This is a genomic window from Pedosphaera parvula Ellin514 (genome assembly GCF_000172555.1).
Classification (GTDB): domain Bacteria; phylum Verrucomicrobiota; class Verrucomicrobiia; order Limisphaerales; family Pedosphaeraceae; genus Pedosphaera.
Genome location: NZ_ABOX02000050.1, coordinates 23,427 through 38,678, shown reverse-complemented (window position 1 = coordinate 38,678; position 15,252 = coordinate 23,427). Strand labels below are relative to the sequence as shown.

The 15,252-nt window shown below is 52.5% G+C and carries 9 protein-coding genes; 3 read left to right on the top strand and 6 right to left on the bottom strand.

Annotation, left to right across the window (positions count from 1 at the left end):
- Positions 1-94: 94 nt before the first annotated feature.
- Positions 95-1,285 carry an FIST signal transduction protein gene (locus tag CFLAV_RS33215; protein ID WP_007417885.1) on the top strand — a complete coding sequence of 397 codons (1,191 nt, stop codon included), beginning with the start codon at positions 95-97 and terminating at the stop codon, positions 1,283-1,285.
- Positions 1,286-1,348: 63 nt separating this feature from the next.
- Here CFLAV_RS33215 and CFLAV_RS26110 read toward each other — a convergent pair whose 3' ends face one another.
- Together CFLAV_RS26110 and ileS are read right to left on the bottom strand one after the other, a co-directional pair.
- On the bottom strand, positions 1,349-3,277 hold the full coding sequence (locus tag CFLAV_RS26110) for an MFS transporter (RefSeq protein ID WP_007417884.1): 1,929 nt from the start codon (positions 3,275-3,277) through the stop codon (positions 1,349-1,351).
- A gap of 149 nt (positions 3,278-3,426) precedes the next feature.
- Positions 3,427-6,255, bottom strand: coding sequence for an isoleucine--tRNA ligase (gene ileS / locus CFLAV_RS26105; protein ID WP_007417883.1), 2,829 nt, complete (start codon positions 6,253-6,255; stop codon positions 3,427-3,429).
- 186 nt (positions 6,256-6,441) lie between these two features.
- On the opposite strand from ileS, the gene CFLAV_RS26100 reads away from it, so the two are divergent.
- A complete protein-coding gene (locus CFLAV_RS26100; RefSeq protein WP_007417882.1) occupies positions 6,442-6,891 on the top strand; it encodes a host attachment protein in 450 nt (149 codons plus the stop codon).
- A 142-nt stretch (positions 6,892-7,033) separates the two neighbouring features.
- Positions 7,034-8,065, top strand: coding sequence for an LOG family protein (locus tag CFLAV_RS26095; RefSeq protein ID WP_007417881.1), 1,032 nt, complete (start codon positions 7,034-7,036; stop codon positions 8,063-8,065).
- Between the two features lie 183 nt (positions 8,066-8,248).
- Here CFLAV_RS26095 and CFLAV_RS26090 read toward each other — a convergent pair whose 3' ends face one another.
- The 4 genes from CFLAV_RS26090 to CFLAV_RS26075 all read right to left on the bottom strand — a co-directional run bounded on the left by CFLAV_RS26090 (position 8,249) and on the right by CFLAV_RS26075 (position 15,245).
- Positions 8,249-9,838 carry a tetratricopeptide repeat protein gene (locus CFLAV_RS26090; protein WP_007417880.1) on the bottom strand — a complete coding sequence of 530 codons (1,590 nt, stop codon included), beginning with the start codon at positions 9,836-9,838 and terminating at the stop codon, positions 8,249-8,251.
- Positions 9,839-9,919: 81 nt separating this feature from the next.
- On the bottom strand, positions 9,920-10,957 hold the full coding sequence (locus CFLAV_RS33210; protein WP_083809154.1) for a YdcF family protein: 1,038 nt from the start codon (positions 10,955-10,957) through the stop codon (positions 9,920-9,922).
- Between the two features lie 95 nt (positions 10,958-11,052).
- Positions 11,053-14,391 (bottom strand): PVC-type heme-binding CxxCH protein, encoded by a 3,339-nt coding sequence (locus CFLAV_RS26080; protein ID WP_007417878.1) that lies wholly within the window; start codon positions 14,389-14,391, stop codon positions 11,053-11,055.
- Positions 14,392-14,519: 128 nt separating this feature from the next.
- Positions 14,520-15,245 (bottom strand): 3-keto-disaccharide hydrolase, encoded by a 726-nt coding sequence (locus CFLAV_RS26075; RefSeq protein WP_007417877.1) that lies wholly within the window; start codon positions 15,243-15,245, stop codon positions 14,520-14,522.
- Positions 15,246-15,252: the final 7 nt, after the last annotated feature.

Below are 15,252 nucleotides of genomic sequence, written 5' to 3'. Positions count from 1 at the left end.
TCGGTTGCGGAGCAGGTTTCTGCGGCGTGGCGAGCCCTGAAATTTAGGTGCTGGTTGGGTTTGCAATCCGGCACGGCCCCGTTAACTTGCCTTTATGCAAAGTGAATTTGCCGTGACCGCACACTGGCGAGGGGAGTTTGAGGAGGCCGCCTTTCAGGCCTGGGCGCGGAAATTGCGTGCCGAATTGCACGCCCCCAAGGTTTCGCTGGGACTGGTTTTCATGTCACCGAAAATGTTTCCTCAAGCGGAGCAGATTCTGGAAATTCTACGAGTCGACGGCCAGATACCGTTGCTGGCGGGTTGCTCCAGCAACAGCCTGATCACGGGTGTTCACGAGTTCGAAGATGATGGCGGACTGGTGGTGGCGCTCTACTCGCTTCCGGGTGCTGAATTGAAGGCGTTCCGATTTACTCAGGCGGATCTGGAGCAAGGCAGCGGTCGTGCTTACTGGCAGCACAAAACCGGCGTTACTCCTGAGCAGACCAACGGTTGGCTGGCCTTTGCTGATCCTTTCAACATGGATTGTGAAGCCTGGCTCGGCAGTTGGAACGAGGCTTACGCGCCAGCGCCGATTCTTGGAGGACTTGCCAGTGGCGAACAGACCACACAGCAAACCCAGCTTTATTTGAATGGGGAAGTGTATGAAGAGGGTGGAGTGGCCATTTCCATTGGCGGAGACGTGAAACTGGTCGGAGTCATTTCACAGGGATGCACACCGATTGGCGATACCTGGACGTTGACGAAGGTCGAGAAGAATTTGATTCAGGAAATTGGAAATCGTCCCGCATTTGAAGTTCTCGCTGAAACTTTCGGCACGCTCACGCAAGACGAGCAGCAAGCTTCGCGGGGAAATCTATTCATCGGGTTGGTCATGAATGAATATCTGGAAGAATATCATCGTGGCGATTTCCTGGTGCGCAACCTCATCGGTGTTGATCCCCAATCCGGTATCATTGCCGTGGGAGCGTTGCCGCGTCTGGGGCAAACCATCCAATTCCAAAGACGTGATGCAGCAGCGGCTACAGAAGACATGAAAGCTCTGTTGGCGCGGGCCAGGAAGCAGCTGGCAGGCGCCACGGTCTATGGCGGTTGCCTGTGCAGTTGCAATGGCCGCGGTCAGGGATTGTTTGGAGAGCCAGACCACGATGCAAAGATGATTCAGGAAATGCTGGGACCCGTTGGGATGTCCGGATTCTTCTGCAACGGAGAAATTGGTCCGGTAGGAGAAAGGAATTTCCTCCACGGCTATACCGCTTCTTTGGCTTTGTTCGTCAAAAAGAGCTGAGCTTACTCCCACGCCTGCAAATTCAAAAAGCAGAGCCAACCGGAACCATTCAAGTGCACGTTGCTAGGAAGTTTTCTTCCCAAATTCGGCATCGAGCGGAATAAATTTTATGATCAGGAAGCCTGGAATCGTGGCCAGCAGGACCCAGATGAAAAAATGTTGATAGCCGATGATGTCCTGCAGCCAGCCGCTGAACATACCTGGAATCATCATGCCCAGTGCCATGAACCCGGTGCAGATGGCGTAATGCGCGGTTGAATGCTGGCCGCGGGCGATATAGATCAAGTAAAGCATGTAGGCAGTGAATCCAAAACCGTAACCGAATTGCTCAATGGCGATGCAAAGGTTGATGATCCAGAAGTTGTCCGGCATGGCGTATGAAAGATAAACGAAGACCGCATCCGGCAGATGAATTGCGAGCACCATCCACCAGATCCAGAACTTCAGGCCTTTTTTCGCCGCCACCACTCCACCACAAAGACCGCCAATCGTAAGTGCGGCAATTCCGATGGTTCCGTAGGCGAGCCCAAATTGGGCAGTGGTCAACCCCAGGCCGCCGACCTCACGGGCATCGAGCAGGAAGGGAGCGACCATCTTGACCAACTGCGCTTCAGCGAAGCGATAGAAGATCATGAAGAGAATCAGGAATCCAATTTTATCCTTTTTGAAGAAAGTGCCGAAGGTGTGGAAAAACTCCTTCATAAACTTTTTCAAGGAATCTGCAGTTCTAGGCTGGTCAGTCGCCGGCCAGGGCAGAATAAATCGATGGTAGATTCCAAAAAAGAGGAACATTGCGGACAAAATAAACATCGTGATGACCCAGGAGAGAGGGATGTTGCCTGAGGAGACCTGCATGGTGGTGGAAGCCGATGTTTTTAACTTTGGATCGAGTTGAATTACACCCAGCGCAGGCTGATTCCAGTTTTGATCGTTGAAGACGAGTCGCGTGCCTTCGGCCACGGAAAAGCTCTTATCATCACTGGCACCCAAGCCCATGCTCACTCTGGAACCGAGGCTTACCACGACATCTTTACCCGGGGGTTTGGAGAGATGAATTGAAACCAAGCCAATGTTTCCTGAAGTATCGCTCTTGGATTTGGGTTCTGGTGCGAAATGCGATTTGAGGAAGGCTTCCAAAGGGTTTGAGATCAAGGTTGAGAATAGGGCGCCAATGGGTTTGCTAACATAGGTGCTCCACCAGGAAGGGTTGTCCTCGGCTTTCTTTTCAAGCTGATAAAAGCCATTTTGGACATTGTTGCTTTTGGCCAAGGCAATCAGTGACTGTATCTCCTTTTTTGAACGAACTTCGGGACTCACCTCGACCACTTCAGGTTGGGCGAGAATGCGCAACTGTCCTTCCAGAGGAGCAGTGGTGATTGGTTGTTGATCCAAGGATTGAATCAAGGCGACCCCGGGCCTGGCATTCACGTGCAAATTAACCTTTGGAAGACCGGTATTGTTCTGAATGTAACCAGCGAGGATAACGAGAAGTCCCTGACCGAAAATAGTGGATATGCGGTAGAATGTGCTGCGGATGCCGACGAAAAAGGCTTGTTCCTTCTCAGTAGTTGCCAACATGTAGAAGCCATCCGTTGCGATGTCCTGCGTTGCCGAGCTGAAGGCGAGAATCCAGAAAAAAGCCAGGGTGTATTTAAAAAAGTTGGGAGATGGAATGGATAGCGCAACGCCGGCGAGCGCGCCTCCAATAATGATTTGCATGATCCAAATCCAGAGCCGTCGGGTTTTCAGGATATCCACGATGGGACTCCAGAGAGGTTTGATGACCCACGGCAGATAAAGCCAGCTTGTATAGAGAGCGATGTCTGTATTCGAAATGCCCATGCCCTTGTAGATAATGACCGCGACGATCATCACCACCACGTACGGGAGACCTTCTGCGAGGTAGAGCGTGGAAACCCATGCCCAAGGATTGCGATAGGTGGCTTTGGTCGAACTGGGGACCTTTGGTGTCTGCTGCGATACGCTGGGCATTGACATAATATCGGAATTACGGGGTTTTGTAGCAGCAAAGCGGAGGGAGCGGCAAGCTCAGAAAGGAGTGGCGGAATCCGCCGAGACACGAGGAAATGAAAAAGCCATACCGAAATCTCCGGTATGGCTTGAAATGTCAATTGAGCGGATTACTTCTTCGCCAAACTTTCCTTTACGGCGATGACGCAACGGGCGCAGATGGTTGGATGCTCAGGGCTGCTTCCGATATCGGTTTCCCAGTGCCAGCAGCGTTCGCACTTTTGGCCGTCGGCTTTCGCCACGACTGCGGTGATGGGTTGATCGCCTTCAGTTTTGATTTCAAGTTGGGAGACGTTCAACAACTCACGCAAGGCTTCTGCATGCGATCTGGCTTCGGCGAGAGAAGGGTTCGTGCCGGACAAGTTCAGCTTTGCGTCCAGAGCCTTGCCGATGGTCTTGGCCTGACGCGCCTTTTCCAACTCCGGCAGGACCTGTTCGCGCAACTCAAAAAGAGTTTTCCAGGTAAGCTGCTCTTTTTCAGGAAGCGTGAAGCTGGCAGGCGTCCAATTCGATAAATGAACGGAAGCTGCTGGCTTGGCAGGAATAAACTCCCAAGCTTCATCGGTCGTAAACACAAGCATCGGAGCAAGGATATGAGAGAGGCCGGTGACCAATCGATAGAGAGCCGTTTGCGTGGAGCGACGGCGCTGCGAGTTGGCGGCATCGGTATAGAGACGATCTTTTACGACATCATGGTAGATGGATGACAATTCCACGGCGACGAACTGGCTCACCTTTTGGTAAACGACGTGAAACTCATAGTTGGCATAGGCCGCCAAAACTTCTTTCTCTAACTTGGAGAATTCACCCAAAATCCAACGATCCAAGCCGGTCAGCTTATCATCGGCAACGGTGTGTTTAGCTGGATCAAAATCATAGAGGTTTGAGAGTTGGTAACGCAGAGTATTGCGGATGCCGCGGTACGTCTCGCTGACCTTGTTGACTCGTTCCTCACTGACGACAATGTCGTTGCGATAGTCTTGAGAAGCGACCCATAGGCGGACGACATCGGCGCCGTACTTCTTTACATAGGCCTCGGCAGTTTGAGGTTTTTCGTAGCCACCCTGGCCCTGCTTGCTCTTGGAGATTTTTTCACGATCAGCGTCCACCATGAAACCATGGGTCAACACGGTTTTGAATGGAGGCACACTGTTGCCAGCGAGTGACAGCAAGAGCGAAGACTGGAACCAGCCGCGATGTTGGTCGCTGCCTTCCAGATAAACATCTGCCTGCCACCGGTCCACGCCGGGCTTTTCATCATGATGCAGTTCAGGACGGCGCATCAAAACAGAACGTGAGGAGGAGCCGGAATCGATCCAGACGTCGAGTGTATCGTTTGACTTGGTGACAGCATCAGCACCTTTCCAATCCTTGGGTTTTACTAGGGACCAGAGGTCGGTGGGTGACTTTTCGAACCAGACATTCGAGCCGTATTCTTCGATGAGATCGGCCGCGTTACGCACGATTTTAGCATCAAGGATGGCGTTGCCCTGAGCGTCGTAGAATGCCGGGATAGGCACGCCCCAAGTACGCTGGCGCGAGATGCACCAATCTGGACGCGACTTGACTGCGCCTTCGATACGATTCTTGCCCCAATCGGGTACCCATTTCACGTGGTTGATCGAGTCGAGTGCTTGATCACGGAATTTGTTGTGGTCGATCGAGATGAACCACTGATCCATGGCGCGGAAGATGATCGCTGTCTTGCTGCGCCAGCAGAAGGGATAGCTGTGGTGATAGTTTTCTTGATGGAGCAGGGCCTTGCGCAGACGGAGTTCGTGGAGGACGGCTTCGTTGGCGTCGCTCTTGCCGTGCTTCTCCAGGATGGACTTGCCAACCATTTCGGCGGGCATTTGTTGTTCGCGGGGCAGGTCGTTGGTATAGGCCAGGCAGCCATCGTCGTCGACGGGGGAGTAGATGGGCAAACCATTCTGGCGGCCGAGATTATAGTCGTCAAGGCCATGGCCGGGAGCGATATGAACGAAGCCGGTGCCGACGCTGTTCTCAACGAAGTTGTCACCCGCGAAAAGCTTGCCCGTGCGATTGCAGAAGGGATGCTGGTATTCCACTTCCTTCAAGTGTTCGCCAGTCAAACTGCGGATGATTTCATAACCGGCCCAGCCGCATTTCTCAGAAACCGTCGGCAAAAGCATGGTTGAAAGCACATAAGTTTCATCGCCCACGCGCACATGCGAGTAGCTGAAGGTTGAGTTATAAGCGACCGCCAGGTTGGCGGGGAGCGTCCAAGGAGTCGTCGTCCAGATCAAGATGTAAGTATTTGGCCGGCCAACGATTGGAAATTTGACATAAGTGCTTTGGCTGACATGGTCGTGGTATTCGACTTCGGCTTCGGCCAGCGCCGTACGGCAGGGGATGCTCCAATAAACCGGTTTTTTGCCACGATAGACAAAGCCCTTTTCCACGATATCTGCGAACATGCGCAATTCGTCGGCTTCGTATTCCTTATTCAAGGTCAAATAAGGATTGTCCCAATCGCCAAGCACGCCCAATCTTTTGAACTGTACGCGTTGGAGATCGATATACTTGCGGGCATATGCTTCGCAGGCTTTGCGGATGGTGGCTGCATCCGCGGCAGTGTCGCCTGCTTTGCGCATTTCCTGACTGACCTTGAATTCGATGGGCAAGCCATGGCAATCCCAGCCGGGCACATAGGGAGCGCTTTTGCCCCGGAGAGTCTGGTACTTGATGATTATGTCCTTAAGAATCTTGTTGAGCGCGGTGCCGATGTGCACGTCGCCGTTGGCGAAGGGCGGGCCGTCATGAAGAACGAATTTTTCGGCTCCGGCACGCTGGGCTTGAATTTTTTCGTATAAACCATTGGCCTGCCATTGCTCCAGGCGTTGCGGTTCACGGGTCACCAGATCGGCTTTCATCGGAAAGTCGGTCTGCGGCAAATTCAATGTATTCTTATAGTCCATGTGAATGTTTCAAAGAGTTCGCACGGTACCAGCAGGTTGAGAGGGTGTCAACGCGAGGACAGGGTGGCTCGAAATGATGGCAACTTTCTCATTTGTGCTCAGTTGTGTTAGTTTACTACAGGACCAGGCCGGAAGATAGAGGCCGGCTCACTTCAAATACACGAGAACTAAAAACGATAAAGGACTATGCAAAACAAATTGGTAGTAGTCACTGATCTGGGTTGTCTCAAAGCATACAAGGTTGATTATGATGAATTTAGCACAAGCCCGCGACTGGAGTTGATCAAGGATATGCAGACAGCGGAAGCGGATGGCCGACTGTCAGATAAAAACACAGATGGAGAAGGGAGGTTTAAAAAAGGTGGGGCATTGGGGATGGGAACAGGAGGGAATGTGGATCCTAATAACATGGAATTGGAATTGGAGCGGAGAGCAATCACTCAGCTGGCAAAAACTGTAAACCAATTGGTGAAAAGCAATGATGGAGACCGGCCTGTTTACCTGGCAGCTATCAAACGGATTAACAATCAACTGATGGATAAGCTCGACCCGGGCGTCCGGGCGAGAATTGAAAAGAATGTTTCTGAAGATTTGACCAAGATTAATGGAACAAAATTGCTTGGTCACTTCGCCTGAGCGTTCCAATAGCCGTGACCAACATTGGCCACTTCGCAGGGGTTATTACTCCGTGCGGAGAACTGGGTCTTTTCTCTCGCAAAAAATACTTCCTGTTTTTTAGTCGTATTGCATTTAGAGCGAAAGTGGCTATTCTTCCGAAATGATTAAAAGTGAGAAACCTCCGGTGGATCCGGAACTAAAGAGGCGCATTGACGAACTGATCAAGTATAAAGGTGGCGGTTACAATCCTGAGGCCGTTAGTGACATCATTGAAAGTGCATTGAAGCTAATGACCGATGTGAAAGACAGCGGTGATGTTAAGGTGATTCAAACCGCGGTGCGGGAGTTACGTTATGCATTCAAGCTGTTTGCACCTTATGCACATAAACGCAAGGTAACGATTTTCGGTTCTGCCCGTACGCAACCTACCAAGGTGGAATACCAACAAGCTGTCGAATTTGGCAAAAAGATAGCGGATGCAGGTTTCATGGTGATTACCGGGGCTGGCGGGGGGATCATGCATGCTGGACACGAAGGAGCGGGGCTCGAAAACAGCTTCGGTGCGAATATTCGACTGCCTTGGGAACAGGGGGCAAATCCCGTCATTCAGGACGACAAAAAGCTGATTACCTTCAAGTATTTCTTTACCCGCAAACTCATCTTCATCCGACACTCGGATGCCATTGCGCTCTTTCCGGGCGGCTTTGGCACGATGGATGAGGGTTATGAAGCATTGACCCTGATGCAGACCGGCAAAAGTCAGCTCATGCCACTGGTGCTCATCGATCGACCCGGCGGCACCTATTGGAAAACGTGGGACAAACACATTCGCGAACATTTGTTGCGCGACCAATTGATTTCACCGGATGACCTGAACCTTTATCAAATTACGGATGATACGGATCAAGCGGTGAAGATCATCAGCCGCTTTTATCGTAATTTTGTTTCGACCCGGTTCGTAAAAGAGCTGTTTGTGATTCGCCTCAAGCATGCGCCTTCAGCATCGGCCATCGAAGCAATGAACGAGGACTTTGCCGATATCATTGTCGGGCCGAAGATTGCCACGATTGAAGCGACTCCCGAAGAACGCGCGGATGAAGATATGATTGACCTGCCACGGATTGCGTTTGGATTCAATCGTCGGGATTACGGCCGGCTGCGGCAGTTGATCGATGTATTAAATGCGCTGTAGGAGCGAGTGGTTAACCGCTTTTACTTGGTGGATCACCTCTACCATTTCAAGTTGAGTTGGAATTACTTGATAGCGTGATCTGTATTTCGCCTGGCTGGTTTTTCCGGCCAGGCGATGCCCTTTTAAGCCAGAAATACGGAGGCGAAAAGTGAAACGGCTTTACGTGAGCGGGGCACCAGACACTCAATACTGCATCGCAGCGATAATTTCCTGGGCAATGTCGTTGTCGTTATCCTTTTCCTTGACCATGTTCACCCATTTGCGGGCGGTTTGGAGGTCATCATTTAAGGCAAAGAAGATGGTTCGATCCAGGGCGAGTTCGATCACCTGCTGACGGGATTTTTGCTGCTCAGGCATGGTGTTCAGGAGGCTCTCGGCACGTCCAAGCCAGCCATTCACTTCGGCAGACACGTTGGCATCCTGCATCCGGCGGAGTAGGAGAGCGGCGATCGAGAGGGTGGCGCCATAATCATTGGGGGAATCCTTTACAGCTGCGAGCGTGTGCTCCTCAGCATCGGTCCAAAGTTTCATCTTTTCACATGCTTTGGCCAGCAACATGCGGGTATGAGCGGTGTCCTTAAATTTTAGACGGTCCTGACAAACGGTGAGCAATTCGGGATAGTTTTGCGACTTGATGAGCATGGACGAGAGGGTTTCCCATGCCTGATCACGATTAGGATCAAGCGATACGGCGCGCTGCAGGCTGGAAACACTACAACAATAATCACGGAGGATGGGTCCCTGCAGAATTCCAAGTGCTTCCAACGCGCCGGCCACCACGTGCTCATCAGGGTCTTGCGCCATGTTTTCGAGGCGCGTCATGGCATCACGGATGGAAAGCTGAGTTTTGTCCGGGAGTGAACTCCAGGCGGACTCGTCATCCCGCTTAATTTTGCCATCTTTGGCCATATACATTTCGAACAAAACCACCCCCAGAATGCGTTTGGGATCCTTGGGGCTCAGGTCGCGGGAGCGTTGCAGGTCGGACAGGCTTTTCTGAGTGAAACATTTGGTTAATGGGTCTGAATTATCCTGTTGAGCACCCGTGAAGCGCTGAATTTCCGAGAGAACATAGTTCTCCAGCGAATGGTGCATCGCCCGACGGAAATAAACATCCGCCTCGTCCGGTGCGATCGTAACAGCTTTTTCAAAACATCCAGCCGCTTCATCAAGGCACCTTTGTGAATGACTGACTTTATTGTAGGAGGGTTTAAAGGACTCGGAAGCGGTTCTTTTTCTGATGTTTCGGGAGCTTTCGGTCAGTTCGCTACGAGCTTGGGCGTCCAGGAAACGGCCCAGGGTTACCCAGCACTTCCAATCGGTGGAACCAACGCGGGTGGCGCGGCGTAGAACGCTCTCGGCTTCCTCCCGCCTGCCGATATTGTTCAAGGATTTCCCAAATTCCAACAGAAACTCACTGTTGTCGGATTGTTGTTCGATGGTTTTGCGGTAAAGCTCAACGGCCTTGGCCCAGGATTCCTCTGCGGAAGTGTAATCTCCGCTTTCTGAGTAAAGCCGGCCGAGTTGATAGTATCGTTGAGCGTCGCTTACATCACCCTTCAGGTCCTTCCGTAAATTGTCGATTTGGGGGGAGAGATCTTCATGCGGCAGACCAATGGTAAAACCACGCTCAGGGTCGAATGTCCAGTCCGCCTGAAAGGCGATGCCGGGCAATTTTACCAGGCGACGCAGCTTATCCTTGCCGAGTTCAGGCGTGGATGCCTGAAGGGTCAGCGCCATCAACAAAAAAGACAAAACAACTTGGATACGCATAAAAAGTCTTTTTCCAGCAAATGCATACTACCTGCCAAGCTTGGACGGAGGCCAGTGAAAAAGTATTCTAGCGCAAAATTCCTACACGGCATGGGAAACCAAGGGTTTCAAATAATAAACCCATATGGCGGCTACCTCACGCGCCATCATGTAAGGCGTTTCGCGGAGCAAATAGGTTTCCCTGGCCGGAACAGTGTAAACATCCCAACCATCGCGGCGGTAAGCCATTTTGATACGCGGCAAATGGTAAAAGTGGCTGACGACCAGAATATGACGGGCATTAATTTGGGAGAAAAGGCGCTCAGTATTGTTGACTGTCGCCTGAGTGTTTAGTCCAGCCCGGTCGGTAAGGATATCCTGCGGTTTGACTCCAAGTTGAACCGCCATGCGGGTCATGGATTCCGTTTCATGAACCGAACCATCGCCTGGTCCGCCCGAGAAAATCAGCTTCTTGACCAGACCATCACGGTAAAGCTGACAGGCGGTGCGAACACGATCTGCCAAGGCATCAGAAGGCCGGCCGTCGGCATAGGCCCGGGCTCCAAGGACAACTGCCACATCCGCCGGGCGACGATAATCGGTTTTACCAAAGCAAAGCATTTGGGCGAAGGGAAAGGCAAGGAGACAGAGGAGGAATAAACCAGTAGTGCGGACAGTGGCCCGAGCCTGCGCGGGGTGGAAGTCAGGGCGTGAAGCCGCCCGGCAGATGAGTATCAAGCCAGCCAGGATGAAAAGAGAAATGGGCAGAGGAAATGCGGGCCGGATGGTTCCGTGCGCCATGAGTGAATAGAACTTAATACTGTTGCAGGCGCCAGCGGCTGCGAGCAAACCAGTAAAAAGGACGGTGGTGATTCGGCGCCAGTTCGATTGTGGCGGGCGAACGGCAAAGGAAATCAAAACAAGGGAGCTGAGCAGGAGAAAAAATTTGGCGGGCAGTTCCGGCAGAGCTCGCAGGTCAATCCACCAGAGATTAGCATCTAGACCGGGCAGCCGGAAGCTCGCGACAATGTTTATAAAGCTGAAAGTGCCGAGAAAAAGAGCCAGGGCGCGGGCGGCGGAGAGAGACAAGAGTTCCCGGCGATCTTTATCAAAGCGGAAATATTGAAGCCTCATTCTCATAAGGGCGACAGTAATCCTGCCGTCGTTGAAACTCAAGAAAAAGCAAAGGGCGCGCAGAATATTTCGCCTGCGCGCCCTTTGGAGTGCGGGAAGAACTATTTAGACGGTGCGGAGGCCGACAGCAGTTCGAGCAGGGCTGCATCCTTTTCCGGGCCGCTGATGAAATCCAGGGCACGGAAGTAATGATCGCGTTCCCTGGGCGAGGTGTTTTTATCCGAGATAATCTTTACAAGATAAGGCAGGGCTTTGGAAGAGCGGGAGCGCCAGATGACGTCGTGGCCGCGTGGAGTGTTCCATTTGTCACCTACTTCAGCCAACCAGGCTTCGAAGAACTTGTCCTCCTGTTTGTCCATGCCGATACCCAGTGCTTCGAGATACCAGCGGTCCTTGCCATCGTGCTGTGTGGCCAGTGTGGCCCAGAGTTTTGGAGCTTTCGGAGAGTTGCTGTGACGGAGGGTAATCGCGCATTCGCGCCTCACGGCATCCGAAGGATCATACACCAGCGCCTTTACAAACAGGGTCATGTCGAGTTTGGCTTCGCAACCAGCTCGTAAACCGGCGATACGAATGTCCGGGTTAGAGTCCAGCACGGCTTTCTTCACATATTCGTGCTCGGTACCTTTGATTTGCGAGAGGAAATAGAGCGCACGGGCGCGCATGCGAGGGTTGGCTTTGGTGTCCTGCCACACTTTGAGCAGTTCGCTTTCCGCACGGATGCCCATATGCTTGAGCTCCATCCAGGCGACATAGCGGGTGGAAAGGTTTGGAGATGCGAGGGCATTCACGCAGCCCGCAGGAGTGGTGAGATCCAGTTTTGGCACGGAAGGTTTGAAACCAACCGGTGCGATCCGGTAGACGCGGCCCGTCATGCGGGCGGGGTCCCGGTCAGCCATGTTGTGACCACCTACGCCAGCATCGTTCCAGTCAGCAACATAGATGGAACCATCGGGCGCGACACAAACATCGGACGGGCGAAACCAGGAATCGCTGCTGGAGAGGAGGTCGACACATTCCGCCTTGTAACCACCGCCCCGGGCTTCAACCGGATAGGCGCGCACCGTCCGTGGCCCGGCGTCGCAAAGAATGATCTGGTTCTGAAATGCCTTCGGGAGCAGATTGCCTTCGTATATAGCAATACCCGTGGGAGCGCCGGCTCCGGTGATGAGCAGGTTGGGCACGACGCCGGGATCATTCTGATGCCAGTGGCGTTGCTGGATTTCCTCCTCCATGCCGGTGCGTTTGGCGGTCCACCCTTCACCCGTCATTTCGTCGGCGTAACCGAAGTTGCCATGCTCCATAAGGTAGTTGATGCGAACACTGCGGTTGCCATCGTCGTCGTTGTCCGATTGCCAGACGGTGCCAAAGGAATCGACCGCGACTTCGTAGGGATTGCGGAAGTTATGAGCGAGCACTTCGACGCCTGTGCCATCGAGATTGCAGCGAACGGCCATGCCATTACGATAAGGCTTGCCAATGTTGATTACTTCATTGCCATCGATGTCCATGACCGGCTTCCCATCCTTGTCTTTGAGTTGACCGGCATGGTTGCCGAAGTTGAAGTAAAGTTTTCCGTCAGGGCCGAAGCTTACGGCATGGACACCGTGGTCGTCATCGACACCGGAAATTCCTGTGAAAAGCAGTTCCTTTTTGTCTGCTTTGCCATCGCCGCCTGTGTCGGTAAGAACAAAAATGTTCGGGGACGAAGAGACGATAACCTTGTTGCCAAGAACGCAGATGCCCAGGGCAGCGTTGATCTCCGGCCCCTGGTAGAAGGTGGTTTCCTTGTCGGCGACACCGTCACCATCGGTATCCTCCAGCACGACGATGCGGTCGCCTTTGGGGTCGAGAATGCCCCATGGCTTGATAGTGGAACGATAGTTCACACCTTCGGTGATCCAAATGCGACCGCGTTCATCGATATCCATATCGGTGGGATTGCGCAGCATCGGTTCCGAGGCGAACAGAGAGACTTCGAGGCCGGGCGCGACAGTGAAGTTTTTCAAGGATTCCCTGGCTGCATCAGGTCCGACTTGATGCGGAGGAATAAAGTTTTCACCAGAAGACACCTTTAACAGGGAGTCGTCCGGTTTTTCAGTAAAGACCATGAATTGCACCGCAGAGCCGCAATTCTGTTCGATTCCACCCTGGTCGATGCCAGCCTTGGCCAGGAAGTGGGTGAAGTTTTCGGGAAGCTCGAATTCAATGAGAGAAGGGGAATGTGTGCCAATGCCGTCTTTTGCGACTTTCTGACCAACCTTGAGAGGCCCACCCGCGGCATTCTTATCCACATTGACATTGCCCCAGCCAGCACTGGCTAATTTCCACTTCAATGAGGTGAGCTTTACCGAAGTGCCATCAGCCCGCACGAGTTGTGGATTCACCCAATCCGCCCAGTCGCAGCCGATGCCATTTCCACCATCGGTCACGACCAGATACAGAGACTTGGCACCGGTAATGTCAGCATCCACGGTTATCTGGCCGGATTGTATAATACCGCTGGCATATTTGGGTTTGGGAGAATTGGGAGGAGGTGTGCTTTTTTTGGCCACCTTCTTTGGGCCTTTCGGATCAAGGTTTTGCTCGAGATCCTCCGGAGTAATGGTGGATTCGATCCCGTTCGGAGGAACATCCATTTGAGCCGTCCAGACAATGGCGTTCAGCACGATTTTGCGAAAATCATCGTTGCCCCAGTTTTCGTGGTGATGAGCGCCGGTGAAGCCGAAGCCGCGACCTCCATCGGGGCGTTGATAAGCCCAGGCAACATCCTCCGGCATGCCTTTGCGGGAACGCACAACCGGGTTTCCGCCGTGAGGATCATCGGGATGTTCGCGGGTGGAATCTGGTGGGATTGCGGTGAGGATAGGGGTGACATGATCTTCCTCCTGAAAACGCATATGGTAATACCATTCATCCTGAATTTTGAAGGGCTTTACGCCACGGGTGACAGGGTGGGGTGGAAGGTCTTTGAAATCGGCTTCCCAATTGGGATTGACCGACCAATTGGTTTCGAAGTAGCCGCCAATCCAGTTGAGGAATTCCATGCCGCCCGGCTTGCTCGGAACTTCCACGGCATAATGAATACAAACCAGCCCGCAGCCGCGTTTCATTTGCTCCTGCAATTGATCCAGATGATGGTCCTGAATGGCGAGATGATGGTCGCCGCCATCCATGTAAAGGAGGATGGTCGCGGCACCGTCAAAGGCCTTCGCGTCCTTGGGCCAGCCGTTGGTGTAAGCAATGGCTTCGATGTCGGGGACTTTGTCGAGACACTTTTTCAGCAACAGCACGCCGGCGTTGTGCTCATGTTCGCGTGGACCATGGCTCGGAGTGCCGGCGACGAGGACAATTTTCTTTTTGTCCTCAGCGCACGAATTGTTTGGTTTACTGAGAGCGAAAACGCAGAGTAGCAGGGCAATGGCTTTCAGGCATTTCATAGGATTAATTGTAGGTTAAGTATCAGAAAATCGGAAGCATGTTGAGTTTTCTTTTCCATTCCAGGGCAAAAAAAAGGACAGGCCCACGGCCTGCCCTGAAAGAAAGCAGGTCGATGCCTGCCGTATGCTTATTCGATAGTTCTGAGCTTGAGGTCTTTAAATTGCACCATCATCGGAGGACCAGCATGGATTTGAAGTGCCAGAACTCCTGATTTGGCCGCTTTGGCTTCCTGTTCGTCCGTGACATCAATGGTTTGTTTGCCATTGATGAAATGTTGCAGGTGATTGCCTTTGGCGAGAATCGTGTAGTCATTCCAGTCACCCTTTTTGATGCCAGCCTCGATTTCCTTGGAATCGCCCACTGAGCCGGTCACGGTGACTTTGCCTTCGGGGGTGATCACAACTCTTTCGCCGCGTTTGGCCAAAATACCGCGGGCTTTTTCTTCGTAAAGGATGCCGGAATAAGTCGGGCCGGCTTCCATGTCGGCCTGATAGCCGGAAATAACCCAGTAACTGGGTTTTACAACCTTGCTACGATATTGAACACCGGAGTTTGCGAAGCCTTTGGCATCACCAGGAACCAGTTTAAATTTGCAGCGCAGTTCAAAGTCCGTCACGGTGCCATTCGTATAGATCAAAAACGTGTTTTCCTTGGCGGGATGTTCCGGAGTGGTCTGACCGGTGATGACACCGTCCTTGACCGACCACAAATCGGGGCTGCCATCCCAACCGGAAAGATCCTTGCCGTTGAAGATGGATTTAAAACCCCTTTCGGAATCGGCTGCGAACGTTGCCGCAGCCTGCAGGAAGAGGGCGGCGCCCAATGTAATTGCTGCGAATGATTTTATTTTCATGATTTGG

What these genes read in the sequence shown, in the direction of transcription:
- CFLAV_RS33215 (WP_007417885.1), top strand. Translation starts at nt 95, where the DNA reads ATGCAAAGTGAATTTGCCGTGACCGCACACTGGCGAGGGGAGTTTGAG.
- CFLAV_RS26110 (WP_007417884.1), bottom strand. Translation starts at nt 3,277, where the DNA reads ATGCCCAGCGTATCGCAGCAGACACCAAAGGTCCCCAGTTCGACCAAA.
- ileS (WP_007417883.1), bottom strand. Translation starts at nt 6,255, where the DNA reads ATGGACTATAAGAATACATTGAATTTGCCGCAGACCGACTTTCCGATG.
- CFLAV_RS26100 (WP_007417882.1), top strand. Translation starts at nt 6,442, where the DNA reads ATGCAAAACAAATTGGTAGTAGTCACTGATCTGGGTTGTCTCAAAGCA.
- CFLAV_RS26095 (WP_007417881.1), top strand. Translation starts at nt 7,034, where the DNA reads ATGATTAAAAGTGAGAAACCTCCGGTGGATCCGGAACTAAAGAGGCGC.
- CFLAV_RS26090 (WP_007417880.1), bottom strand. Translation starts at nt 9,838, where the DNA reads ATGCGTATCCAAGTTGTTTTGTCTTTTTTGTTGATGGCGCTGACCCTT.
- CFLAV_RS33210 (WP_083809154.1), bottom strand. Translation starts at nt 10,957, where the DNA reads ATGAGAATGAGGCTTCAATATTTCCGCTTTGATAAAGATCGCCGGGAA.
- CFLAV_RS26080 (WP_007417878.1), bottom strand. Translation starts at nt 14,391, where the DNA reads ATGAAATGCCTGAAAGCCATTGCCCTGCTACTCTGCGTTTTCGCTCTC.
- CFLAV_RS26075 (WP_007417877.1), bottom strand. Translation starts at nt 15,245, where the DNA reads ATGAAAATAAAATCATTCGCAGCAATTACATTGGGCGCCGCCCTCTTC.